Consider the following 20,988-nt stretch of genomic DNA (forward strand, 5'->3'; position numbering starts at 1 on the left):
TACGACACCTACATCGACGAGGAAGAGCTGCAGAACTGCGACGGCACGATCTACGCCCTGTGCGAGATGCTGGAGCCGCGCCCCTATTCGAGCCGCGAGTTCATCTGGGAGATGGGCAAGTGGCTGGCCGCCGGCAACGCCAAGAAACCCGGCAGCCTTGTCCAGACGGCTTACGAAGAAGGCGTGCCGGTGTTCTGCCCGGCCTTCGTCGACTCATCCGCCGGTTTTGGCCTGGTGAAGCACCAGGTGGAGCGGATGAAGGCTAAGCAGCCGTACCTCACCATCGACGCGGTGGCCGACTTCCGCGAGCTCACCGACGTCAAGATCGCCGCCGGTTCGACGGGCCTGTTCATGGTCGGCGGCGGCGTGCCGAAGAACTTCGCCCAGGACACCGTTGTCTGCGCCGAGATCCTCGGCCACGAGGACGTTGAGATGCACAAGTACGCCGTGCAGATCACCGTCGCCGACGTGCGCGACGGCGCCTGCTCGTCCTCGACGCTCAAGGAAGCCTGCTCGTGGGGCAAGGTCGACGTAACCTGGGAACAGATGGTGTTCGCCGAGGCCACCACGGTGGTCCCGCTTATCGCCTCGGACGCCTGGCACCGCGGGTCCTGGAAGACCCGCACCAAGCGGCGCTGGAACAAGCTGTTCGGGAAGTAGGTCGATCTTCCTTCCCCCTTTCGCGGGAAACGAAGGCTTAGGTGGCGGCGAGTTCGCGGACCGCGTCGGCGACGGCTCGGTAATCCTTGCGCAGAATGCCGGTGTGGTTGCTGGCGACCTTCGCGCTGACCCTGACGTTGGGATTACGGGCGAGTATCGGTTCGAGCACGGTCCGCCCCTGGTCCATCTCCCCGCCCTTGGTCCCGAGGCTGTCACCCGTGGCCAGGACGAACCGCACCGGGCAAGTCAGGCGCTCGAGCAGCGGCCCGCTGGCGTCGCCGATCTCGTTGGCGTCGATGTTGACGTCGATATGCTGGTCGGTGGTCATCTGCGCGGTCAGGCGCAACGCGCGCGCCAACGGCATCAGCGGCCGCATCTGGCCGAACAGCTTTCGAATCCGCTCCCGGCCGGCCTCTCCGGTTAAGCCGGCCGGAAAAGCGTCCACGGTCACGACCCCCAGAATGCGATCCGGATTCCGGTCGGCCCAGTGCCACGCCAGTATCCCCCCATAGGACCAGCCCACGAGCAGCGGCCGGTCCACACCCCTCGCCTTCAGAACGGCATCCAGATCCCGGATGGCCGTCTCGAACGAATAGTCCGTTGAGCGCTTCGACTTGCCGCGGGCGCGCATGTCGTAGGTGAGATGGCGGTAGTCGGCGCCGAGTTCGGCGATAACGCCCCGCCAGTGCGATTGATCGGCATAGGCCCCATTGAGATAGACCACGGGACAGCCCGATCCGCCGCTGTCGCTGACGTACAGTGCGGAGTCATCGACGGGCAGTATGCCGGTCCAGGCGGATGGCTTCATGGTCATGGTTTCCCGCTCTCCAGGGCCGGAGGTGGATCAGGAGCCGTGGATGGCGCCGCCGCCGCAGAAGGCGGGGCAGCACGCCTCAACGGTCTTGGCTCATTCGCAGAAGACCCGGACCTTGGCGTCGGCGGAGTCCACGTCCACCGTCAGGTCGTCCAGATGACTGATCAGCTCATCGAGATTCTCCGGCTTGAGCTGGCCGATGTCGAAGGGCACGCCGTTCTTGGCGAGCTCGGCGTTCACCTGGTCGCGCGCCTCGGGCGGAATGATGCTGGTCAGCCGCACGCCGGCCCTCAGCAGCGCCATGGGCACCCGGATATTGACCTTGGTGGCGTCGCCGTGGACGTCGGCGTCCACCGACACGCGCAGGTATTTCGGCGGCGGCTTGTTGTGGCCCGCGGACGGACCGTCCAACGGGCGCGCCGTCGGGCCGGTCCGCTCCATGGCGGAGATCAGGCGTTCGGCCTCATCGGCGGTGATCTTGCCCTCGGCCAGCATCTGCAGGATCGCGCGGCGGTCGTCGTTCATGGGAGGTCTCCTTAGAAGAGCCGGATGCGCACCAGCGCTTCGGGCGTGTCGACGTCGACGACCGTGCCGCCGAGCGCAAGCAGGGCGTCGCCGAGAATGAAGACCGCGGCGGCGCAGTTGAAGCGGCGCAGCGGCGGGGCGAGGTAGAGCAGTGGGATCAAGAGCAGGGCGAAGGGCGCGAGCAGCATGAAGATCGGCGTACTCGGGATCCACAGACGGACAACAACGCGGCCTGGTGGGTTCGCGGGCGCATCAGTTGGGGTGACCGGCGCAGTCTCGCGGACAACGATCGGGCTTGCCCGCCGCTCGCGGGCTTCCAGGGCCGCCAGGCCGAAATGACGCACGGCGCGGGGGGATTCGAACATCAGCGGCCCTCCAGTTCAGCGACGGCCTGGTCGGCGGTGATCTCACCGCGGGCCAGACGCTTCAGCACCTGAGCCCGACCGGGATCCGGCGCGGGATCTGGGGCGGGATCTGGGGCGATTTCGACGAACTCCAGGCTGGCGGCGATCCGGTTCAATCGCGCCTTGATGGTCGGGTAGGAGACGCCGAATACCTGTTCCATCTCCTTGATCGAGCCGTGGCTGCGCACGAAGGCGGCGACGAAGACCTGGTCCTCGGCCGCCAGCTGCGCCAGGCGCGGCAGCTCGAAGGCGCCCTCAATTGCCACGCTCTGTGCGATCAGGCGCACCCGTTCGACGACGATGGGCCGCCCGCGGGTCAGTTCGCTCAGCGCCTGCCAGTCTTGGGTTTTCATATCGCTCATGCGGTCAATATTCAGTTTCTCAATTTGTGCGTCAAGTTTTTTAATATCGTGCGCACGTCCCTCGGGAAATCGCCTCTCTGAGCGGTTGAATCCGCCGCGCGGCTCTGCAACACCGGGCGCAGCAGCTGGGGAGAGCGGAATGGCGTGGAAATTGGCGATGGCGGGCGCAGCGGCGGCCGCAGCGGTGCTGACGATGGGCGCGGACCCGGCTGCGCCCCCTATGGCCACCCCGACCGCCCGGGGCTATCTCGGCGATAGCGGCCCCGACACCTACAAGATCCTGCCGCCCGCGCCGGTCGCCGGCACGCCGCGCTATGAGGCGGACCGGGCGGTCTACAAGGCGACCCGGGCCCTTAAGGACACGCCACGCTGGTCGCTCGCCCAGAATGACGTCAACCAGGCCGCCATCCTGAAGGACCTGAGTTGCGCGGTCGGCGTCGAAATCACGTCGGCCAACGCACCCAAGACCTCGGCGATGATCCTTCGCGTGGGCCGCGACGTCAGCCGCGCCACCGATCACCCCAAGGACATCTACAAGCGGCAGCGGCCGTTCCTGATCGACAAGGGCGAGACCTGCATCGAGCAGAGCGAGGCCCTGGCCAAGAGCCCGGATTATCCCTCCGGCCACAACACCTGGGGCTGGACGGTGGGCCTGATCCTGGCGGAGCTCGCGCCTGACCGGGCGACCGAGATCCTCAGCCGGGCCCGGGCCTTCGGCGAGGGCCGCCTTGTCTGCGGGGTTCACAACCTGAGCGCGGTCGAGGCCGGGCGGATGAACGCCTCGATCGTGGTCGCCGGGCTGCACGGCGACGCGGAATTCCGCAAGGACCTGGAGATCGCCCGCTCGGAAGTCTCCGCGGCCCGCAAGGCCGGCCCGGCGCCCGATCCCGCGGCCTGCGCCAAGGAAGCCGCCGTGGTGGCCCAGAACCCCTACTGAGCCGCGCTCAAATCCCCGCGTACCACTCGTACCCGCGGTCTTCCCAGAAGCCGCCATTGCCGCGACCGAGGTGGCGATAGTCCTCCACCGCCTCGAGCCGCATGATGTACTTGGCCTGCTTGTAGCCGAGCTGGCGCTCGACCCGCAGGCGCAGGGGCGCGCCATGCGCCACCGGCAACGGCTGGTCGTTCATGGCGTAGGCCAGGATGGTCTGCGGATGGTAGGCGTCGATCAGGTCGATGCTCTCGTAGTAGACGCCCGTGCCATCCAGCGTCTCCTCCAGCGTGTCGCCGCAATGGAAGACGATGTAGCGGGCGGTCGGCTTCAGCCCCGCCCGGTCGAGCAACGGGCCCAGCAGCGGTCCCGTCCATTTGGCGATCGACGACCAGCCCTCCACGCAGTCGTGGCGGGTGATCTGGCTGCGGGTGGGCAGCGTCCGCAGGTCCGCCAGGCTGAGCGACAGGGGCCGCTCGACCAGCCCGTCGACCACCAGGCGATAGTCGGCGAAGGCCTTTGCCTTCAGCGCCAGGTAGTCGGCGTCCTGCGGGTCTATGGAGCCGTTGGGCCGGAAGTCGGGCGAGATGTCAGCCGGCGTGAACTCCCGCGCTAGCGCCGTGCGGTTGACGACCAGACGCTGCACCCGGCGCGTCAGGCCCTCGGCGCTCTGCAGGACGGCGGCGCCCCTGGGGCTGCTGGTGATCTTGTCGCAGGCCCCGAGCACCAGGGCGCCGGCCGAGGCCAGCGCTGCCTGCAGCCAGCCGCGGCGATTGGCGGTCAGGCTCATGCCGCCTCTCCTGTCTTTTCGGGCGCGATGGCGTAGCGGCCGGTGATCATCGAGCGGACATTGTTCCAGGTCCCCGACGCCACCACCATGAACAGGTGCAGCAGGACGAAGCCGATGATCGCGAACGCGGTCAGGAAGTGGATGGTTCGCGCCGACTGCCGGCCGCCGAAGACATCCACCAGCCACGGCGCGCCAGCGTCGAAGCCCGGCGACATGCAGAGCCCCGTCAGCACCATCAGCGGCAGAAGGACCAGGATCACGGCCAGGTATGCGCCCTTCTGCAGGACGTTGTAGTGGCGGGCTTCCTCGCCCTTGGGGAACTTGAGTTGTGCGTGAGCGACGATCTCATGCCAGATGTTCTTCGGCGCTACGTCGTGCTGGTTGGGGACCAGGTCCTTGACGATATGGCCGCGCCCCAGGCCAACCAGCCAGTAGACCAGCCCATTCAGCACGAAGAGCCAGGCGAAGAAGAAGTGCCAGTGGCGGCTGTCTGCCAAGTCACGCTCGCTGGGCACCGTCGCCCAGGACGGGAAGGCCACCTGTTCCTCAGCGCCCGGCTTGCCAGAATAACCCAGGACGCCGGTCGTCCTGAACTTCGTCCGGCCGATCCAGGTGACGCCTTCCATCTTGGCGCCATGCTGCTCGGCGCCGATGGAAACCCACGGGCGGGCGAAGGTCGATTTCTGGCCCCAGTAGAGCGCCGGGTGGGCGCCGAAGATGTTGAGTCCGCTCATCAGGAGCAGGGTGAGCGCCAGGACATTGATCCAGTGGGTGATCCGGGTCACCGCGGCGTGCCGGTAGACCAGGACCTTCTGCGGATCGGCCATGTTCGCGAGGGTTCCTCGTCCAAAGCCCGTGTGACGAGCCGTCCCATCTGACACGAATTCCTATTCGGAGGCGAGGCGGCCGAGGTTACAGCGCGCGCGGGCGCCCCTAAGCTGGGGGGCGTGGCGTGGCGTCGGGGAGGGGTTCATTGGGCGAAGCGGTTGAGATCTGGCGGGGCAGCGTCGCCGTGTGGGAATGCGACGCCATGGGCCATCTGAACGTCGGCTTCTACGTGGCCAAGGCCATGGAGGGGCTCAGCGGGCTCGCGGCCGAGCTCGGCATGGCCGGCGCTTTCGCCGCCGACGCGCGCGCCACCCTGATCGTGCGCGAGCAGCACATTCGCTTCCTGCGCGAAGCCCGGCCCGGCGCGCCGCTGACGATGAGCGGCGGCGTGGTCGAGATCGGCGAGAGCGAGGCGCGGCTGCTGCTGCTGCTGCGTCACCGCAGCGGCGAGCTGGCCGCCAGCTTTCAGACCGTGGTGGCGCACGTCACCGCCAGCGACGCCCGCCCATTCCCCTGGCCCGCGCGGGTGCTGGCGCGCGCTGAGGCCCTGGCGGTCGAGATCCCGCCGGAGGCCGCCGCGCGCAGCATCGGCTTGGGTCCGGTCGAGAGCCGCGCCAGCCTGGCGCGGGCCGACGAGCTCAACCTGCCACGCACGGCGCTCGGCGCGGTCAGCGCGGCCGACTGTGACATATTCGGGCGCATGCGCACCGAACTGATGATGGCGCGCATCTCCGACGGTATCCCGCATCTTTTCGAGGGCCGCCGACCCGGCGCCGATGCGGCGGGCGCGCGCGCCGGAGGCGCTGCGCTGGAGTACCGGCTGATCCATCTGGACTGGCCGAAAGCCGGCGACCGGGTGGAGCTCCGCTCCGGCGCGTCCGGCGGCGATGCGCGCTTCCGCAAGCTGACCCATTGGCTGCTGGATCCCGCGAGCGGCAAGGCCTGGGGTGTCGCCGAGGCGATCGCCGTCTCCTTCGACCTTCAGACCCGCAAGATCATCACCCTCACCGACGAGGCCCTGGCCGACGCCAACGCCCGCATCGTGCCCGGCCTGACCCTCTAGGGCGCCATGCAGGCGAGGAGCGTGGCCCGGACAAGGTCTGGGCGCTCCAGCGGGAGGAAGTGGGTCGTGCCTGGCACGGTCTCGATGGCGCCGCGGCCAGCGAGCGCCGCAAGCTGGGCTTCACGGCCCTCCAGGCGGAATGTGGACCCCTCCTCGGCGCGGAGCACGCGGAACGGGCAGCGGCTCTCGGCAAACGCCGCCCAGGGATCGTAGTTGTGGGTGCGGAAGTTGGACGCTTCCCATTCCGGCGTGCAGGTCAGTGTCACCTCGCCATCCGGCGTGTCGCGGAAGCCGGCTTCCACATAGTCGGCGAGCTGGTCCTCGCTCCAGGTCCTGAACGCGCCGCGCCCACGATAGGCCTCCAGCGCGGCCTGGCGGCTCGGGAAGGTCGCGCGCCGGCGCAGCGCCCCGGCCACCAATGGCGATTCCGCCGTCCCCGCCCCTTGCGCCTCGGCCGGAAAGATCACGGGGTCGAACAGGGCCAGAGCGCGCGCCCGGCCCGGCTCGGCGGCCGCGGCCAGCAGACTGGAGGTCCCGCCCATGGAATGGCCCGCCAGCACCACCGGCGCTTCGCAGGCCGCCGCCAGCAGGGCCAGGAGATCGTCGCGGAACTCCAGCCAGCCCTGGCGGCCCTCGATCGTCGTCGGAAGGGTGCTGGCGCCGTGGCCGCGCAGGTCCAGCGCCAGGATCCGCAAGTCGGACGCCAGCGGCGCCAGGACCGTGCGATAGGTGCGGCCGTTGAAGCCGTTGGCGTGGGAGAAGACGATGTCGACCGGGCGGTCGGTCGGCCCAAACTCCAGAACCGCCATCGCCCCGCCGCGCCCCGGCAGCGGCATCATCCGCTGACGCGGTTCTTCAAGGCTGGAACTCATCGCGCCCCCCAGACTAGGCTCCCATATAGCCGGGGTCGCGCCGAGGAGAAGCCATGAAGCTCGCCACCATCGGATATGAGAGCGAAACTCAGGCCGTGGTCATCGGCAAGCTGAAGGCCGCCGGCGTCGACCTGGTGATCGATGTGCGCGCCGTGGCCGCCTCGCGGCGGGCCGGCTTCTCCAAGACCCTGCTCAGCGCCAGCCTGAACGAAGCCGGCATTGGCTATGTGCACCTGCGCCAGCTCGGCACGCCAAAACCCGGCCGCGACGCGGCGCGCAAGGGCCACGTCGCCGAGATGCACGAAATCTTCCACGCCCATATGGTCGAGCCGGGCGCCCAGTTGGAGCTGGCCAAGGCCACGGAATTCGCGCGCGAGAAGAAGGTCGCCCTGCTCTGCTACGAGGCCGACGCAGGTGGCTGCCACCGCACGATCCTGGCCAACTGGATCTGCGAAGACCTCGGGTGGGAGATCGAGAACCTCTGAGGGTCGTCTAGACTTCCAGCTCGGCGTCCGTCAGGTCGCAGCCGGCCATGTTCGCCCCGCTCATATCGGCTTCCAGGAAGCGCGCCCGATGGGCATGGGCCCCGCGCAGGTCGGCGCCGCGCAGGATGGCGCGGGTGAAATCGGTGCGCACGAACCGGCCGTCGCCGATGGTCAGGGGTCCAAGCTTGGCGCCGCGCATGTCGGCGCGTGTGAAGGAGGTGCCGGCCAGCTTGGCGCCGCGCAGGTCGGTGTCGCGCAGGTCGCAGCCGCGCAGGTCGCTACCCGACAGGTCCGCGCCCTGCAGCTGGGCGCCCTGAAGGTCGAGGCCGAAGAAGATGCCGTTGCGCGCCACGAGCGCGGTCAGCCGGCGATCCTTCAGGCTCCTCATCGGTCGGAAGTCGACGCCGCTCATCTCAATCACCGAGCCGCGGGCGCCGCTTGAGTCGCAATAGGCCTCGTGCTCGGCCAGCACCCTGTCCAGGGGCCGCTGGTCGACCATCACCACGGGCGGCGGCGCCCGCAGCACGTCGCTCATGTCGACATCGTCGAGGATGGTGTGACTGAGGTTGGCGCCGGAGAGCACGGCACGTTTCATCGAAGCGCCAGACAGGTCCGCCCCGGAGAGGTCTGCCCCGGTCAGGTCCGCGCCGTCCAGCACGGCCCGGGTCAGCTTGGCTCCGGCCATCTGGGCGCCGGAGAGGTTGGCGTCGGTGAAGTCGCTGGACATAGCGACCGCACCGGTCATCTGGGCGCCGGCCAGGTTGGCGCCGGACAGGATCGCGTAGTTCAGCTCGCCCGGGCGGTGCTCGTGGCGGAGGATGCGGAAGCCGTCGAGCTTGTCCTGCAGCGCGATGCGGCCCTCGCGCAGGTCGCAGCCGGGCAGCTCGGCGCCCGCCAGGTTCGCCCCGCGCAGACAGGCGCCGCGCAGATCGGCGCGGCTGAGGTTGGCGCGCCGCAGGTCGGCTTCGCGCAGGTCGGCGCCGAACAGGATGCCGCGGGTCAGGTTGGCCCGGGCGAGCGTCGCGCCATGGAAATTGGCGCCCGCGAAGTCGGCCTCGCGCAGATCGAGGCCTTCAAGCGTGCAGTTGGAAAGGTCGGCATAGGTCAGGCTCAGCCGACGTCCGCCCGAGCGGCCGGCCAGATAGCGCTGGTGCGCTTCGACGGCCTCGCGCAACGCCTGGGCGTCGAGGGCCAGATGGTGGGGCTGGGCTTGGGACGGCATGGATGACCTTTACGGGCCGAATCCTGCGCCCTGGCCGCTTAAAGAACAGTTGCGCCGGACGGCTCGAAGACCGGGTTATTTCAGAACCAGCCGCGACGCCTGAACCATAGCACCGGCAGGATCGCCGATATCGCCATCAGGCCGAGCGCCATGGGATAGCCGTAGGCCAGCTCCAGCTCCGGCATATGGTGGAAGTTCATCCCGTAGACCGAGGCCACCAGGGTCGGCGGCATGAGGATCACGGCGGCCACCGAGAAGAACTTGATGATGCCGTTCTGTTCGATGTTGATCAGGCCCAGGGCCGGATCCAGCAGGAAGGCGACGTGGCTGGATTGGCACCCGGCGTACTCGGTCAGGGACTGGCCGCAACAGCCTGGTGAGTTTGGCCCGCCTGTTCAGCTTCGCGGCGCTGGCCCCGGAAATCGCCGCCGACCACGAATGCGAGGCGCATCTGAAATCCCTGCAGCGCGATACGGCCTCTGAGCCAGCAGCGTCGCGGTGGAAGAGTTTGAGCATGCAAAGCCACCGAAGGCGCTCTAGTGGAGCGCCCCCGGGGTCCGTCAATTCGACGGGAATCCTGTCTAGTTGTTCGGAGCGTCGCCGCGGGTCGCCTTGGCGATCAGGGCCGCGATGCGGTCGGTAGAGTCGGCCGCCTCGCTCAACATCTGCAGCGGTCCGGCGCCCGGACGCACGGCCGAGGCCATGTGGCTGGCGGCGGACTGGGCCATGGCGATGGCGGTGTTCTCGGCGTTGGAGACGCCCGTCGACGCCAAGATCTTGGCCGTGGCGTCCTGGTAGATGAAGCCATAGGTCTGGTAGGTCGAACCGCCCAGGTCACGGCTGGGGTCGTACCAGACCTTCACCTGGCTCCAGTTGCCCTCGGGCGAGACGTCGACCAGAGTCACATCCTTCTCGACCTTGCCGCGTGAGCCCTCGATCGGCGACCAGTTGGCGTGGGTGATCTGGACGATGCGGTCGGTAAGCACCTCTGAGACCACGGCCACGTGGCCCAGGCGCATCCGCTCCGTCGGCTTGAAGCAGAGCACCGCGCCGGCCTTCGGCTGGAAGCCCTCTTCGTACTTGCCGATGGCCTGCTGCCACCAGGTGTAGGCGTCGCCGAAGATCTGGATACCGGAGACCAGGCGCGCGAAGGGGACGCATTGCCAGTAGGTTTCGGCCAGCGCTCCACCTGCGGTGGGCGCGAGGCTCAAAACCGCCGCGACGGCGAGGGAACCCAGCAGGGTTCTCGTCCGCTTAAGCATGTTTGTGAAACTCCCCGACGCGAACTGCGGAAAAGATAACCCTATCTGCGTTTAAGTGAAAAGAGGGTTTAGATTCGTGGGACCGATCGCCGCGGAGCGACTATCTCGACCGCGCAAATGGGAATTGGCTGAATAGTTGCGAATTTCGAGAGTTGACAAGAAAAAATTGAAAATCAATCGGGGACCTCGAAGATATCAATCCCATCATTCCCGTCTTTGGGACGTTCAAGTATCTGAAGAAATCGACTCTACCTTCTTTGGATTGCACATACAGATCAAATCTATTCTTCAATCACGTAGCTGTAACGAAATGAAACAAGAGCTCGCGCCGCAGCATATGGTCTTCGCGTCTGGGGCGAAATCGGGCGGTGGCCCGGTCACAAGTTTGCGACACGGGCGCCATGACGCCGGGATCGCCCGCAAATCGGGCAAATAGCCGAATCCGACGCTCTCTAGCCCGCGCCGGACAATGCTCTAGAAGTCCCTCAAGAAGCCGGCCGGAAGGGACATTGCATGGGTCACGCTTGGGCCGGACTCGCCGCGCTGGCGGGCAGTCCGGAAGCCTGGATCGCCCTGCTGACGCTGGTGGTCATGGAAGTCGTCCTTGGCGTCGACAACCTGGTGTTCGTGGCGATCCTCTCCAACAAGCTCCCGGAACAGAGCCGCGGACGGGCGCGACGCATTGGCATCGGCCTGGCCCTGGCGCTGCGGCTGGTGCTGCTGTCGGGCATCGCCCTCATCGTCAGCCTGACCCGGCCGGTCGTCGTGCTGCCGTTCGCGGTCCCGTCCCTGGCCGATGGCCACCCCATGGTCGACCTCAGCTTCTCCTGGCGCGACTTGATCCTGCTGGCCGGCGGCCTGTTCCTGGTCTGGAAGGCCACCAGCGAGATCCACCACACTGTCGATCCGACCGAGACCGCCGACCTACTCGACAAGAAGGGCCGCGTCGCGCTGAGCTTCGGCGCGGCGATCGTGCAGATCCTGGCGCTCGATGTGGTGTTCTCGATCGACTCCATCCTGACGGCGGTCGGCATGACTGAGCATCTGCCGATCATGATGGCCGCGGTGATCATCGCCGTCGGGCTGATGCTGGTGGCCGCCGGCCCGCTGGCCCGATTCATCCATAGCAATCCGAGCGTGGTGATGCTGGCGCTGGGGTTCCTGCTGCTGATCGGCGCGACCCTGATCGCCGAGGCCTTCGGCGTGCATGTGCCCAAGGGCTATATCTACGCCGCCATGGCCTTCTCAGGCGTCGTGGAGGGACTGAACATACTCTCGCGCCGCAAGGGCCGGACCCCCAAGCCGCCGGCGGACGGCCCGACCCTGCACTGACCCCTCGCAACTCCATCCCGGCGGCCGGCGTTTGGTCCCGCGAGATTGGAGTGAGCCATGAGAATTCTCAGCATCGCGTCCTGCGTTGCGGGCGCCGTTCTGTTCGCCACCGCCTCCCTGGCCGTCGCGCTTGCGGAAGACAACGAGGCCGGCGTGCCCCTGACGCCGAAGGAGGCCGTCGGGGCTTGGACCGTGTCGTCCGGCGGGCAGGACCTTTGCGTCCTGACGCTGGGTGCGGGCCACACGGTGAGGGCCGCCTCAAGCTGTGGCGACGCGCTGACCAGCGCGCCGACCACCTGGCAGGCGACCAGCGACGGCATGCAGTTGATGGCCGGCGGCCAGCCGGTATTGGCCTTCCACCGCTGGAGCAACAGCCTGTTCGTCTCGCATCGCGCCAGCGGCGTCGATATCCAGCTCCGCCGCAACTATTAGTCGTCCCATTCGCCCGCTCCGACTCGCCCGCCAGGGGAATGTGCGGCCTATTTGGCGCGTCCGCGGTAGGCATCGCCCAACAGCGACGCCCTGTCGCGGCCCTTAAGCTTGAAGTCACGCGTCCAAGCGCATAGCTGGGCCGTAGATTTTGTTAGGCGATCCACGCGGGTCGCCTGGAGCCGTGACCCCGTATGCGTAGCCGCCTCAGCGCCATCCTGGCCGCCGCCGTCCTCGGGGCGTGCGTCGTCGCGCCCCTGGCCGCGCGGGCCGACACCGCCAGCGCCTACAACCTGTTCGTCCTCGGCGACATGAACGTCCACAGCAGCGACACCGAGGGACGGGTCGCGGTAAAGGGAAACGCGACCCTGGGTTCCTATTCGGTGGGCACGAGGGCTTCCTCGAGCACCGCCAATCTGGAAGTCGGCGGCAACCTCGTCGCCCATGGCGGCTCGACCAACGGCAACACCATCGTCGGGGGCACGACCAACTACCAAAACTGGTCGACGGCCGGCCTGGAAGCGGCGGGCACGCCGCTGACGGTCAACTTCGCCGCCGAAACCACCCGCCTCGACTGGCTGACTACCGATCTCGCCGGCTATGCGCAGAACGGGACGGTCTCGATCCCGCCGTGGGGCGACCAATACACCCTGACCGGGACCAATTCGACGCTGAACGTCTTCGACCTCAGCGGCGCGCAGCTGGCGCAAACCAATACCCTGACCATCAACCTGACGCCGGGCTCGATCGCGCTGATCAACGTCAGCGGCTCGGCCGACTCCTTCTCCAATGCCGGCATCACCATCAACGGCGGCAACGCCTCGGACGTGCTGTGGAACTTCTCCCAGGCGACCACCCTGTCGTTCTCCGGCATCAGCATGCAGGGCTCGGTGCTGGCGCCCAACGCCAACTACCTGGGCGGCTGGGGCCAACTGAATGGCGAACTCATCGTCAAAAGCTTCAGCGACACCCTGGGCGCGACCCAGATCAACAACGAGAACCCCTTTATCGGCAATCTGCTGAACATGACCCAGCCGCTGGCGGACTCGGTTCAGAACGCTATTCCCGAGCCGGAGTCCTGGGCGCTGATGATCTTCGGATTCGGCGTCGTCGGCGCGGTCGCGCGCCGCCGCCGTCGCGTCGCGCGCCTGGCCTAAGGGCCGCGCACCCTCACAAGAAACTGTAGGGATCGATGTCGATGGCCACGCGAACCGCGGCTGGCGGCTTCACGCGCGCGCGCCAGGTGGCCATGTAGGCCGACAGGTCCACCGTGCGGTCCGCCCGGACCAGGAACCGCTTGCGACGGCGGCCGCGGACCAGGCTGAGCGGCGCATCTGCAGGGCCATAAACTTCCACGCCGGCGGAATTGGGCGCGGCCTGAGCCATGGCCTGGGCGAAGGCCTCGAGCTGTACCGGGTCGACGCCGGAAACCACCACCGCCGCGAGCCGCCCGAACGGCGGCAACCCGGCCAGTTCACGCTCGGCCATCTCCGCTTCCACGAAGGCGTCGCGATCCTGGGCGGCCAGAGCCTGCATCACGGCGTGCTCCGGCGCCCAGGTCTGCAGCAGCGCACGGCCAGGCTTTTCCTTGCGCCCCGCACGGCCCGTCGCCTGGGCCAGGAGCTGATAGGTGCGCTCCGCCGCACGCAGATCGCCGCCGCGCAGGCCCAGGTCAGCGTCCACCACGCCCACCAGGGTGAGGTCCGGGAAGTTGTGTCCCTTCGCCGCCGCCTGGGTGGCCACCAGGATATCGATCTGGCCGTCGGCCATGGCCTCGATCAGCCGGCGACCCTCGCGGGCGTCGAAGGCCGTATCCGACGAGAAGACCGCCACCCGCGCCTGCGGGAACAGAGAGCGCGCCTCCTCCTCGACCCGCTCCACTCCCGGCCCGATGGAGACCAGGGCGTCATGCGCCCCGCAATGCGGGCAGGCCTTGGGCTTGGGCATGGAGAAACCGGTCAGGTGGCAGACCAGCCGGCCGGAATAGCGGTGCTCCACCAGCCAGCTGTCGGTGTCCGGCGCGGTCATCCGCTCGCCGCAGGCCTTGCAGAGCACCAGCGGCGCATAACCCCTGCGGTTGAGGAACAGGAGCGTCTGTTCGCCCCGGGCGAAGGTCTCGCCCATGGCCTTGACCAGGGGCGGCGACAGCCAGCGGCCGTGGTCGGGCGGGGTCTCGCGCAAGTCGATCAGCGAGATGTCCGGCAGCCGCGCCTCGCCGTGCCGCGCCGACAGCCGCAGCCATCGGTATCGCCCCTGCTCGGCGTTGCGCAGGCTCTCCAGCGACGGCGTGGCCGAGGCCAGCACCACGGCGGCGTCCTCGATCTTGCCGCGAGCCACCGCCAGGTCGCGGGCTTGGTAAATGAAGCCTTCCTCCTGCTTGAAGGAGGCGTCGTGCTCCTCGTCGACGACGATCAGCCTCAGGTCCCCGAACGGCAGGAAGAGCGCCGAGCGCGCGCCGACCACGATCCGGCAGCGGCCGGTGGCCACCGCCTCCCAGACCCTTCGGCGCGCCGGCGGAGAGACGTCGGAGTGCCACTCCCCGGGTTCGGCCCCGAACCGTTCGGCGACGCGGGCGATCACCGCCTGGGTCAGCGCGATTTCCGGCAGCAGGATCAGCACCTGCGCCGTCTCGCTGGCGGCGAGCGCCGTGGCGGCGGCCTCCAGGTAGACCTCGGTCTTGCCGGAGCCGGTGACCCCATCCAGCAAGGCGACGTTGAAGCCGCCTTCGGCCAGCATGGCCTTCAGGTCGGCCGCGGCGGCCGCCTGGCTGGCGTTGAGCACCGCGCCCGGCCGCGCCGGATCGGGCGGATCGAACCGCGCCACGGCCTCCACCAGCCGCACCGCCAGCACGCCCTCGTCGATCAGCCCCTTGACCACGCCCGCGCCGACGCCGGCCGCCCGCGCCAGATCGGGCGGGCTCAGGGCCTGAGCCGCGGCCGTCTCCAGGACCTTGGTCCGCGCCGGCGTGGGCCGCGCGGGCTGAACGCCGGTCACCTCCGCGATCCTCACCGGCTTCGGCTTCGGCGCACGCGCGCCCCGCAGGGCGATGGCCAGCGGCTGGCCCGGCCAGTCCACGGCGTAGCGCGCCGCCCACTGCACGAACTCAACGGTTCCTGGTGGCAGGCGGGGCTCCTCCAGCCGACTCTCCAGCGGCTTCAGGGGACGGTTGCCGCCCGCGGCCTCACGCAGGCCAACCACGACCCCGCGCAACAGCCGTGGCCCCAGCGGCGCGGCGACCTGATCGCCGACCTCCAGCGCCATGCCCTCCGGCTCGGCGTAGTCGAACGCCTCCGGCAGGGGCATCGGCAGGAGAACGGAAGCGATACGGCTCATCGATCTGGTTTTGCGCGCAACTGCGTTGCGGCTACAAGCACCGTCCACATTCGCGGGGTCTTTCCGATGCAACTCTTCCTCGACACCACAGACGTGGCCGTCCTCAAGGACCTCGCCGCCACGGGCCTGGTGGACGGCGTGACCACCAACCCGACCCTGATCGCCAAGTCGGGCCGCCCGATGCTGCAGATGATCGCGGAGATCTGCGCGGCGATCGAGGGCCCGGTAAGCGCCGAGGTGGCGGCCATGGACACCGCCGGCATGCTGGACGAAGGCCGCAGGCTCGCCTCCATCGCGCCCAATGTCGTGGTCAAGGTGCCGCTGACCCGCGATGGCTTGATCGCCACCCGCGAGTTCGCCCACGAGGGCATCGCCACCAACGTCACCCTCTGCTTCTCCGCCGCCCAGGCCCTGTTGGCCGCCAAGGCCGGCGCGACCTACATTTCGCCCTTCATCGGCAGGCTGGACGACCATGGGGCCGACGGCATGGACCTGATCGTCGAGATCCGCGCGATCTACGACAACTACGACTTCGACACTGAAATCCTGGCCGCCTCGATCCGCAGTCCCGGGCATGTGACGACTGCGGCCTTGGCCGGAGCCGATTGCGCGACGATCCCGCCCGACGTGTTCAACGCCCTCTTCAAGCACCCGTTAACCGAACGGGGCCTTGATCAGTTCATGGCCGACTGGGCCAAGACGGGCCAGTCGATTTTGTAGCTACCGGGGACAGGCATGGACGGGTCGCAAGGCGGGATCGGTGAGGGTCCTCTCGACCCGGCGTCCGTTCGCCGGTTTCTCTCGGACAATCCGGAATTCCTGACCGGCGACGACGGTCTGCTGGACGAGTTGGGCCTGAAGGTCGCCGCCGGCGGAAATGTGGTCGAGTTCGCGCCCGCCGCCATGGCCCGGATCCATGCGGCCCATCGGCAGGAGGCCACCCAGCGCCAACACCTGGAAGAGACCGCCCGGGCCAACTTCGCCGCCCAGGCCCAGACCCACGGAGCGGTCGTCGACCTGCTGGACGCGCGCAACAATTCCGACCTCGCCCGTCGCGTCGACGAACTTGCCCAGCAACGTTTCGGCCTGGCCGCCGGGGTCATCGCGCTGGAGACCGAGGCCCATCCGCCCGCAGGCTGGCGCATGTTGGTCGAGGGCCAGGTGGACATGATCCTGGGCGGACCGCAGAGGCTGGCCCGCATGGGCTTCGCGCCCACCGCCATGGGGTTGTTCGGCGAGCGGGCCGAGGCCATCGCCTCCATGGCCATGGTCCGCATGGCGATCTGGGAGCCGTCGCGGCAGGGCCTGCTCGCCTTCGGTTCGGCCGATCCGGAGGGGTTCACCGAGGACATGGGGACCGAGCTGGTCGCCTTCCTCGCCCGGGTGGTCGAGCGCACCGCCGAGCGCTGGCCGCTTCTGTGACAAGCCACGAGGCCCTGGCGCTCTGGCTGGAGCACCTGGCCCACGAACGTCGGTCCTCGCCGCGCACCCTGGAAGCCTACGGCTTCGCCGCGCGCCGCTACATCGCCTTCCTGGAGCAACATCGCGGCGAAGCCATCACCCTGGCGGACCTGGGCGAAATCACCGCCGGCGAGGTCCGAGCCTGGCTCGCCCATCTGCGCCAGGGCGAAAAGCCGCTGTCGCCGCGATCGCTCAGCCAGGCGCTGTCGGCGATCCGCACACTTCACCGCTTCCTGGACCGCCGGCTGGACGCCCCCAACGCCGCCATAGCCCTGGTCCGTGGGCCCCGCGTCAAGCCTGGCGCGCCCAGGCCGGTCAGCGAGGATCAGGCCCGCGGAATGCTGGCCGAACCGGGCCTCGACCCCGACCGTGAGGACTGGGAGGCCGCCCGCGACGAGGCGGTGCTGACGCTGCTCTACGGCTGCGGCCTGCGGATCTCCGAGGCCCTGTCGCTGAAGCGTTCGGATGCGCCGCTGCCCGACGCCCTGCGCATCACCGGCAAGGGCTCCAAGACCCGCATCGTTCCGGTGCTGCCGGCGGTGCGCGCCGCCACCGAGGCCTACCTGGCCGAGGCGCCCTTCGCGCTCGCGCCCAATGAGCCGCTGTTCCGCGCCAAGCGCGGCGGGCCGTTAAGCCCGCGCCACGTCCAGGCGATGGTGCAGAACCTGCGAGGCCGCCTCGGCCTGCCGGCCAGCGCCACGCCCCACGCGCTGCGACACTCCTTCGCCACGCACCTCCTGGGCGCGGGCGCGGACCTCCGCTCGATCCAGGAACTGCTCGGTCACGCCTCGCTCTCGACCACGCAGCGCTACACCCAGGTGGACGCCGCGGCCCTGCTCAGCGCCTATTCGAAGGCGCATCCCCACGCATGAACGGCGAGGATCATCGCGCAGCCTCCGCCAGGCAGATCTGACCGTTGGGATAGTCGACCCAGTTCTTGAGGCCGTGTGGCGGTCGGTCGCCCTTGCGGTATACGGCCGTGGGCTGGGCGAGCGAGGCTTCCAGTCGGCCCGGATCGCCCGCGCAGAGCGCCCTGGGCGGCAGGGCGCGGATGATTTCGGACGACTTCGCCTCAGGCGGCGCGCCGAAAATCTGCGCGTGGGGATTGCTGGGCAGCTGGCCGGACAGCTGGGCGGCGAGGAGCAGGGCGATCATGGCGCGGTCTCCGGTTCGTGGCCGAAAACTCTCACTCCAGACGCCCGGCGCCAAGTTAACTCTTGGGCGGCCGCACCAGCCGAAGCCAGGCGATGTCCGAGCCCGGATCGCGCCCGTGTTCGGTGCACTGGAATCCCTCGCGCCGGTAGAAGGCCTGGGCGCGCAGGTTGGGAGCCTGCACCTTCAGCGAGATCGGACCGTCAATCGTGGCCGCGATGTGGTCCAGCAAGGCCTTGCCGACCCCTTGGCCGCGGGCGTCCACATAGAGCGAATGCAGGAAATTCTGCGGCCTGTAGAAGGCGGCGATGCCGAGGATCGCGCGGTACTCGACAGCCAGGTAGGTCTCCTCCTCCCGGGCGGCGCGGAGGAAGTCCTCGCGCCTGTGCCGCTCGGGCGGCAGCCAGGTGAAGGTCTCGCTGAGCACCCTCACATAGAGGTCCGCACAGGCGCCGAGCTCGTCGGACCTGGCGCGCCGGACCTCCATCGCCGGCCGCGTCAGGCCTGCATGGTCCACCCCTCGACGCCCATGGCGGCCTGACGCAGCGCCTCGGAGCGGGTGGGGTGAGGATGGCAGGTGCGAGCCACGTCCTCGGACGCCGCGCGGAACTCCATGGCCACGCAATATTCGCCGACCATCTCGGAGACCGAGGGGCCGATCAGGTGCGCGCCCAGGACCTCGTCGCTGGCCGCGTCGGCCAGCACCTTCACGAAGCCTTCGGTCTCGTGGTTGATCTTGGCGCGCGAGTTGGCGGTGAAGGGGAACTTGCCGACCTTGTAGGCGCGGCCCTCGGCCTTCAGCTCCTCCTCAGTCTTGCCGACCCAGGCCACCTCGGGCGTCGTATAGACCACGCTGGGGATGATGCCGTAGGCCACGTGGCCCGCCTTGCCGGCGATGGTCTCGATGCAGGCCACCGCCTCGTCCTCGGCCTTGTGGGCCAGCATCGGCCCATGGGTGACATCGCCGATCGCCCAGATCCCGGGCGCCGAGGTCTTCCAGTGGTCGGTCTCGATGAAGCCGCGCTTGTCCGGGGTGATGCCGACGGCCTCGAGGCCCAGGCCCTCGGTGTAGGGCTTGCGGCCGATGGCCAGCAGCACGTAGTCGGCCTGCAGAGTCTCGGCGTCGCCGCCGGCCACCGGCTCGACGGTCAGCGAGACGCCGGTCTTGGACGCCTTGGCGCCGGTGACCTTGCTGGAGAGCTTGAAGATCATGCCCTGCTTGGTCAGGGACCGCTGGAAGGTCTTGGCGACCTCGGCGTCCATCCCCGGCGTGATCCGGTCGAGGAACTCCACCACCGTCACCTGGGCCCCGAGCCGCCGCCACACCGAGCCCAGCTCTAGACCGATGATGCCCGCGCCGATCACCAGCAGCGACTTCGGGACCTCCGGCAGCGACAGCGCGCCGGTGGAATCGACGATCCGCTTCTGGTCGACCGTCACCCCCGGAAGACCGGACGGCAGGGAGCCGGTGGCGATCACGATGTCTTTCGCTTCCAGCGTGGTCACCGCGCCGTCGGGGCCGGTGACCTCGACTTTGCCAGGGCCGGTGATCTTCCCAGCGCCTTTGACCCAATCCACCTTGTTCTTCTTGAACAGGAACTCGATGCCCTTGGTCAGCTGGCCGACCGAAGTCGCCTTCTGGGCCATCATCTGGGTGAGGTTCAGCTTCGGCTTCACCTCGATGCCCAGCTCAGCGAAATGGTTGGCTGCGGCGTCATACATCTCGGACGCATGCAGCAGAGCCTTCGACGGCATGCAGCCGACATTCAGGCAGGTGCCTCCGAGAGTCGAACCGCCATCGATTCCCTTGTCGACGCAGGCGACCTTCAGTCCCAGCTGGCCCGCGCGGATCGCGGCGTTATAGCCGCCGGGGCCGCCGCCGATGATGATGACGTCGTATTGAGCCATTCTAGCTTTCCAAGTCTTTCGGGGTCGGCGGTGGGATTGGAGAAATCATCACGCGATCACCCTCCTTTTCGAGCTGGACCTCGTCAGCCGAAATTTCGAAGCCGGGAGGAAAGAGGACGATTTGCTCGCCAGCCTCGGCCTCGATCAATTGCGCGTTCAACGGCATGCCTCCCGACGGCCTTTACCCAATTGAGCTGATCAAACTCGAAGGGTCGTCAGAGGTCCAGCAGCAGGCGCTGCGGTTCCTCGATGGCTTCCTTGACGTGCACGAGGAAGGTGACCGCGCCCTGGCCGTCGACCACGCGGTGATCGTAGCTCAGCGCCAGGTACATCATCGGCCGGATCACCACCTGGCCGCCGATGGCCATCGGCCGCTCCTGGATCTTGTGCATGCCCAGGATGCCTGACTGCGGCGCGTTCAGGATCGGCGTCGACATCAGCGAGCCGTAGACCCCGCCGTTGGAAATGGTGAAGGTCCCGCCCTGCAGGTCTTCGAGCGCCAGCTGGCCGTCGCGGGCCTTCTTGCCGAGCGCGCCGATGGCCTTCTCGATCTCGGCCAGGCTCATGGCGTCGACGTCGCGCACCACGGGCGTCACGAGGCCGCGCTCGGTCCCGACGGCGACCGAGATGTCGTAGTGGTTCTTGTAGATCAGATCCTGGCCGTCGATCTCGGCGTTGACCTCAGGCACCATTTTCAGGGCGTGGACCACGGCGCGGACAAAGAAGCTCATGAAGCCGAGCTTCACGCCGTGGGTCTTCTCGAAGACGTCCTTGTACTGATTGCGCAGGGCCATGATCGCGGTCATGTCCACCTCGTTGAAGGTGGTCAGCATGGCCGCGGTGTTCTGGGCTTCCTTCAGGCGGCGCGCGATGGTCTGGCGCAGGCGCGTCATGCGCACGCGCTCTTCGCGTTCATGGATTTCCCGCGGCGCGACGGGCGCGCTCGGAGCCGGCGCCGGGGCCCTGGCGCGGGCCTCCAGGGCCGCGAGCGCGTCGCCCTTGGTAATGCGGCCGTCCTTGCCCGTACCGGCGATCGCCGAGGCGTCGAGCTTGTTCTCAGCCACCACACGCTGCGCCGAGGGCGCGAGGACCGGCTCGGCGGCGGCCTTTGCCGGGGCCGGAGCGGCCGCGGGCGCGGGCGGCGGGGCCGCAGCC

At 68.3% G+C, this 20,988-nt stretch carries 26 protein-coding genes; 10 read left to right on the forward strand and 16 right to left on the reverse strand.

Translation table 11 applies throughout. The features are described from left to right. Nucleotides 1-660: deoxyhypusine synthase (locus tag E8A12_RS02325; RefSeq protein ID WP_293366145.1), on the forward strand; the 660-nt coding region annotated here is incomplete at its 5' end. Between the two features lie 37 nt (nt 661-697). Here the strand turns inward: E8A12_RS02325 and E8A12_RS02330 are convergent. From E8A12_RS02330 to E8A12_RS02345, 4 genes are all read right to left on the reverse strand, one after another. Further along, complete coding sequence (locus E8A12_RS02330; RefSeq protein ID WP_293366146.1) at nt 698-1,474, reverse strand: alpha/beta hydrolase; 777 nt, start codon at nt 1,472-1,474, stop codon at nt 698-700. 93 nt (nt 1,475-1,567) lie between these two features. Beyond that, complete coding sequence (locus tag E8A12_RS02335; protein ID WP_293366147.1) at nt 1,568-1,999, reverse strand: hypothetical protein; 432 nt, start codon at nt 1,997-1,999, stop codon at nt 1,568-1,570. 11 nt (nt 2,000-2,010) lie between these two features. After that, nucleotides 2,011-2,364 carry a hypothetical protein gene (locus E8A12_RS02340; protein ID WP_293366148.1) on the reverse strand — a complete coding sequence of 118 codons (354 nt, stop codon included), beginning with the start codon at nt 2,362-2,364 and terminating at the stop codon, nt 2,011-2,013. Then, on the reverse strand, nt 2,364-2,765 hold the full coding sequence (locus E8A12_RS02345) for a DUF2089 family protein (protein WP_293366149.1): 402 nt from the start codon (nt 2,763-2,765) through the stop codon (nt 2,364-2,366). The genes E8A12_RS02340 and E8A12_RS02345 overlap by 1 nt, the downstream gene beginning before the upstream one ends. Before the next feature lie 139 nt (nt 2,766-2,904). On the opposite strand from E8A12_RS02345, the gene E8A12_RS02350 reads away from it, so the two are divergent. Continuing rightward, nucleotides 2,905-3,702, forward strand: a complete 798-nt coding sequence (locus E8A12_RS02350; RefSeq protein ID WP_293366150.1) for a phosphatase PAP2 family protein — start codon at nt 2,905-2,907, stop codon at nt 3,700-3,702. A 7-nt stretch (nt 3,703-3,709) separates the two neighbouring features. Here the strand turns inward: E8A12_RS02350 and E8A12_RS02355 are convergent, their stop codons facing one another. Next, on the reverse strand, nt 3,710-4,486 hold the full coding sequence (locus E8A12_RS02355) for a molybdopterin-binding protein (RefSeq protein ID WP_293366151.1): 777 nt from the start codon (nt 4,484-4,486) through the stop codon (nt 3,710-3,712). Then, the gene (locus E8A12_RS02360; RefSeq protein ID WP_293366152.1) at nt 4,483-5,313 is read right to left on the reverse strand and encodes a cytochrome b/b6 domain-containing protein; all 831 of its coding nucleotides are present in this window, start codon (nt 5,311-5,313) and stop codon (nt 4,483-4,485) included. The genes E8A12_RS02355 and E8A12_RS02360 overlap by 4 nt, the downstream gene beginning before the upstream one ends. Before the next feature lie 146 nt (nt 5,314-5,459). Here E8A12_RS02360 and E8A12_RS02365 point away from each other — a divergent pair, with 146 nt between their 5' ends. Continuing rightward, a complete protein-coding gene (locus E8A12_RS02365) occupies nt 5,460-6,377 on the forward strand; it encodes a thioesterase family protein (RefSeq protein ID WP_293366153.1) in 918 nt (305 codons plus the stop codon). Here the strand turns inward: E8A12_RS02365 and E8A12_RS02370 are convergent. Beyond that, nucleotides 6,374-7,249, reverse strand: a complete 876-nt coding sequence (locus E8A12_RS02370; RefSeq protein WP_293366154.1) for an alpha/beta hydrolase — start codon at nt 7,247-7,249, stop codon at nt 6,374-6,376. The genes E8A12_RS02365 and E8A12_RS02370 overlap by 4 nt on opposite strands. A gap of 53 nt (nt 7,250-7,302) precedes the next feature. Here E8A12_RS02370 and E8A12_RS02375 point away from each other — a divergent pair, with 53 nt between their 5' ends. Next, the gene (locus tag E8A12_RS02375) at nt 7,303-7,734 is read left to right on the forward strand and encodes a DUF488 domain-containing protein (protein WP_293366155.1); all 432 of its coding nucleotides are present in this window, start codon (nt 7,303-7,305) and stop codon (nt 7,732-7,734) included. Nucleotides 7,735-7,741: 7 nt separating this feature from the next. Here E8A12_RS02375 and E8A12_RS02380 read toward each other — a convergent pair whose 3' ends face one another. From E8A12_RS02380 to E8A12_RS02390, 3 genes are all read right to left on the reverse strand, one after another. Further along, entirely contained in the window at nt 7,742-8,956 is a 1,215-nt protein-coding gene (locus tag E8A12_RS02380; RefSeq protein WP_293366156.1) for a pentapeptide repeat-containing protein, read from the reverse strand. Between the two features lie 80 nt (nt 8,957-9,036). Continuing rightward, a complete protein-coding gene (locus tag E8A12_RS02385; protein WP_293366170.1) occupies nt 9,037-9,312 on the reverse strand; it encodes a CorA family divalent cation transporter in 276 nt (91 codons plus the stop codon). A 225-nt stretch (nt 9,313-9,537) separates the two neighbouring features. Beyond that, nucleotides 9,538-10,218, reverse strand: a complete 681-nt coding sequence (locus E8A12_RS02390; RefSeq protein ID WP_293366157.1) for a CHAP domain-containing protein — start codon at nt 10,216-10,218, stop codon at nt 9,538-9,540. A 513-nt stretch (nt 10,219-10,731) separates the two neighbouring features. Here E8A12_RS02390 and E8A12_RS02395 point away from each other — a divergent pair. The 3 genes from E8A12_RS02395 (at nt 10,732) to E8A12_RS02405 (ending at nt 13,136) form a co-directional block, all read left to right on the forward strand. Further along, nucleotides 10,732-11,550 carry a TerC family protein gene (locus tag E8A12_RS02395; protein ID WP_293366158.1) on the forward strand — a complete coding sequence of 273 codons (819 nt, stop codon included), beginning with the start codon at nt 10,732-10,734 and terminating at the stop codon, nt 11,548-11,550. A gap of 57 nt (nt 11,551-11,607) precedes the next feature. After that, complete coding sequence (locus tag E8A12_RS02400; protein WP_293366159.1) at nt 11,608-11,982, forward strand: AprI/Inh family metalloprotease inhibitor; 375 nt, start codon at nt 11,608-11,610, stop codon at nt 11,980-11,982. A gap of 191 nt (nt 11,983-12,173) precedes the next feature. Continuing rightward, nucleotides 12,174-13,136: a choice-of-anchor A family protein gene (locus E8A12_RS02405; protein ID WP_293366160.1), complete on the forward strand. Its 963-nt coding sequence runs from the start codon at nt 12,174-12,176 to the stop codon at nt 13,134-13,136. A 13-nt stretch (nt 13,137-13,149) separates the two neighbouring features. Here E8A12_RS02405 and E8A12_RS02410 read toward each other — a convergent pair whose 3' ends face one another. Next, a complete protein-coding gene (locus tag E8A12_RS02410; RefSeq protein WP_293366161.1) occupies nt 13,150-15,312 on the reverse strand; it encodes a primosomal protein N' in 2,163 nt (720 codons plus the stop codon). Nucleotides 15,313-15,378: 66 nt separating this feature from the next. Here E8A12_RS02410 and fsa point away from each other — a divergent pair, with 66 nt between their 5' ends. Genes fsa through E8A12_RS02425 form a run of 3 tightly spaced genes read left to right on the forward strand, consistent with a single transcriptional unit; the run spans nt 15,379 to nt 17,645 of the window. Continuing rightward, a complete protein-coding gene (fsa, locus tag E8A12_RS02415) occupies nt 15,379-16,032 on the forward strand; it encodes a fructose-6-phosphate aldolase (protein WP_293366162.1) in 654 nt (217 codons plus the stop codon). A gap of 15 nt (nt 16,033-16,047) precedes the next feature. Next, complete coding sequence (locus E8A12_RS02420; RefSeq protein WP_293366163.1) at nt 16,048-16,734, forward strand: DUF484 family protein; 687 nt, start codon at nt 16,048-16,050, stop codon at nt 16,732-16,734. Next, nucleotides 16,731-17,645 carry a tyrosine recombinase XerC gene (locus E8A12_RS02425; RefSeq protein WP_293366164.1) on the forward strand — a complete coding sequence of 305 codons (915 nt, stop codon included), beginning with the start codon at nt 16,731-16,733 and terminating at the stop codon, nt 17,643-17,645. The genes E8A12_RS02420 and E8A12_RS02425 overlap by 4 nt, the downstream gene beginning before the upstream one ends. Before the next feature lie 10 nt (nt 17,646-17,655). On the opposite strand, the gene E8A12_RS02430 is transcribed toward E8A12_RS02425, so the two are convergent. The 5 genes from E8A12_RS02430 to odhB form a co-directional block, all read right to left on the reverse strand. Then, the gene (locus tag E8A12_RS02430; protein ID WP_293366165.1) at nt 17,656-17,928 is read right to left on the reverse strand and encodes a hypothetical protein; all 273 of its coding nucleotides are present in this window, start codon (nt 17,926-17,928) and stop codon (nt 17,656-17,658) included. A gap of 55 nt (nt 17,929-17,983) precedes the next feature. Beyond that, the gene (locus tag E8A12_RS02435) at nt 17,984-18,442 is read right to left on the reverse strand and encodes a GNAT family N-acetyltransferase (protein WP_293366166.1); all 459 of its coding nucleotides are present in this window, start codon (nt 18,440-18,442) and stop codon (nt 17,984-17,986) included. Next, the gene (gene lpdA / locus E8A12_RS02440) at nt 18,424-19,833 is read right to left on the reverse strand and encodes a dihydrolipoyl dehydrogenase (RefSeq protein WP_293366167.1); all 1,410 of its coding nucleotides are present in this window, start codon (nt 19,831-19,833) and stop codon (nt 18,424-18,426) included. The genes E8A12_RS02435 and lpdA overlap by 19 nt, the downstream gene beginning before the upstream one ends. A 1-nt stretch (nt 19,834) precedes the next feature. Then, the gene (locus E8A12_RS02445) at nt 19,835-19,993 is read right to left on the reverse strand and encodes a hypothetical protein (protein ID WP_293366168.1); all 159 of its coding nucleotides are present in this window, start codon (nt 19,991-19,993) and stop codon (nt 19,835-19,837) included. 55 nt (nt 19,994-20,048) lie between these two features. Beyond that, the coding region (odhB, locus tag E8A12_RS02450) for a 2-oxoglutarate dehydrogenase complex dihydrolipoyllysine-residue succinyltransferase (RefSeq protein ID WP_293366169.1) at nt 20,049-20,988 on the reverse strand (940 nt) is incomplete at its 5' end.

This window comes from Phenylobacterium sp., from assembly GCF_004799395.1.
GTDB lineage: Bacteria > Pseudomonadota > Alphaproteobacteria > Caulobacterales > Caulobacteraceae > Phenylobacterium.

Excerpts from the sequence above, each read along its gene's own strand:
- E8A12_RS02330 (WP_293366146.1), bottom strand. The coding sequence starts at position 1,474 with ATGACCATGAAGCCATCCGCCTGGACCGGCATACTGCCCGTCGATGAC.
- E8A12_RS02335 (WP_293366147.1), bottom strand. The coding sequence starts at position 1,999 with ATGAACGACGACCGCCGCGCGATCCTGCAGATGCTGGCCGAGGGCAAG.
- E8A12_RS02340 (WP_293366148.1), bottom strand. The coding sequence starts at position 2,364 with ATGTTCGAATCCCCCCGCGCCGTGCGTCATTTCGGCCTGGCGGCCCTG.
- E8A12_RS02345 (WP_293366149.1), bottom strand. The coding sequence starts at position 2,765 with ATGAGCGATATGAAAACCCAAGACTGGCAGGCGCTGAGCGAACTGACC.
- E8A12_RS02350 (WP_293366150.1), top strand. The coding sequence starts at position 2,905 with ATGGCGTGGAAATTGGCGATGGCGGGCGCAGCGGCGGCCGCAGCGGTG.
- E8A12_RS02355 (WP_293366151.1), bottom strand. The coding sequence starts at position 4,486 with ATGAGCCTGACCGCCAATCGCCGCGGCTGGCTGCAGGCAGCGCTGGCC.
- E8A12_RS02360 (WP_293366152.1), bottom strand. The coding sequence starts at position 5,313 with ATGGCCGATCCGCAGAAGGTCCTGGTCTACCGGCACGCCGCGGTGACC.
- E8A12_RS02370 (WP_293366154.1), bottom strand. The coding sequence starts at position 7,249 with ATGAGTTCCAGCCTTGAAGAACCGCGTCAGCGGATGATGCCGCTGCCG.
- E8A12_RS02375 (WP_293366155.1), top strand. The coding sequence starts at position 7,303 with ATGAAGCTCGCCACCATCGGATATGAGAGCGAAACTCAGGCCGTGGTC.
- E8A12_RS02380 (WP_293366156.1), bottom strand. The coding sequence starts at position 8,956 with ATGCCGTCCCAAGCCCAGCCCCACCATCTGGCCCTCGACGCCCAGGCG.
- E8A12_RS02390 (WP_293366157.1), bottom strand. The coding sequence starts at position 10,218 with ATGCTTAAGCGGACGAGAACCCTGCTGGGTTCCCTCGCCGTCGCGGCG.
- E8A12_RS02395 (WP_293366158.1), top strand. The coding sequence starts at position 10,732 with ATGGGTCACGCTTGGGCCGGACTCGCCGCGCTGGCGGGCAGTCCGGAA.
- E8A12_RS02400 (WP_293366159.1), top strand. The coding sequence starts at position 11,608 with ATGAGAATTCTCAGCATCGCGTCCTGCGTTGCGGGCGCCGTTCTGTTC.
- E8A12_RS02405 (WP_293366160.1), top strand. The coding sequence starts at position 12,174 with ATGCGTAGCCGCCTCAGCGCCATCCTGGCCGCCGCCGTCCTCGGGGCG.
- E8A12_RS02410 (WP_293366161.1), bottom strand. The coding sequence starts at position 15,312 with ATGAGCCGTATCGCTTCCGTTCTCCTGCCGATGCCCCTGCCGGAGGCG.
- fsa (WP_293366162.1), top strand. The coding sequence starts at position 15,379 with ATGCAACTCTTCCTCGACACCACAGACGTGGCCGTCCTCAAGGACCTC.
- E8A12_RS02420 (WP_293366163.1), top strand. The coding sequence starts at position 16,048 with ATGGACGGGTCGCAAGGCGGGATCGGTGAGGGTCCTCTCGACCCGGCG.
- E8A12_RS02430 (WP_293366165.1), bottom strand. The coding sequence starts at position 17,928 with ATGATCGCCCTGCTCCTCGCCGCCCAGCTGTCCGGCCAGCTGCCCAGC.
- lpdA (WP_293366167.1), bottom strand. The coding sequence starts at position 19,833 with ATGGCTCAATACGACGTCATCATCATCGGCGGCGGCCCCGGCGGCTAT.